The sequence below is a fragment of the Streptococcus varani genome, from assembly GCF_001375655.1.
Lineage (GTDB): Bacteria > Bacillota > Bacilli > Lactobacillales > Streptococcaceae > Streptococcus > Streptococcus varani.
On the sequence record NZ_CTEN01000013.1, the window covers coordinates 1 to 967 of the forward strand.

A 967-nucleotide genomic window follows, 5' to 3' on the forward strand; every position below is an offset into this window, starting at 1 on the left:
CAATCGAGTAGAGACTAATTCCTAGCCCCTCTCACACCACCGTGCGTGCCGTTCGGCACACGGCGGTTCAACTAACTTTTAACGCATGTCGTTCAAGATAATAATCTAGGCATGAAACCAGTCCACGTTTAGCGAGGACTGGTTTTGATATAGCTGAATTGACTTTTGTGCCACTAATTGATAGTGGTCACCCCAGCCAGATACCTTATCAGCTATCCATTTGGGAGTCCCTAGTTTAAGTAGTCCCCAAAGTCGCCTTGACTTCTTCTTCCATTGTTTCCAAATAATAACTCTAATTCGTGTCCTCAATCGTTTATCAATTTCTCCCATGACTGACTTCATGTTAGTCAATGCGAAGTAGTTTATCCATCCGCGAATAAGCCAGTTGAGTTTCTCAATACGGCTACCCAAGTCAGTGCTCCATTTGCGTGTTGTGAGCTTCCTAAGTTTCCTCTTGAAACTCTGGATACTCTCTTGATGTGGACGACTTTTCCACCCTTCAGCTGATTTCCAGAATCCGAATCCAAGGTACTTCAGTTGACTCGGTCTGGTAATCTTAGTCTTGGTCATATTGACTTTCAATCCCAGTCGCTTCTCAATGAATCGGCTAACTGAATACATGATACGTTTGGCAGATACTTCGCTCCCAACTGTGATGACACAGTCATCTGCGTACCGGACGAAACGAAGCCCTCGATTTTCCAATTCCTTGTCCAGCTCATTGAGCGTGATATTGGACAGGAGGGGAGATAGATTCCCACCTTGTGGTGTTCCCACCAGCGTTTTATGGCGCTGTCCATTGATAACTACACCCGAATGAAGATACCTACGAATCAGAGACTCTGTATCTCCATCTTGGATAATGTTATGGACAAGAGACATCAATCTATCTTGGGGAACTGTGTCGAAGAATTTCTCAAGGTCAATGTCCACAATCCACTCATAGCCATCATTAAGCTGTTAGAGT

Annotated in this window: 1 pseudogene; it reads right to left on the reverse strand. The window is 44.5% G+C overall.

What is annotated here, in order from left to right:
* Window positions 1–67 precede the first annotated feature (67 nt).
* A pseudogene (locus tag BN1356_RS12390) lies at window positions 68–957 on the reverse strand (reverse transcriptase domain-containing protein); the annotation flags it as partial.
* Window positions 958–967 lie beyond the last annotated feature (10 nt).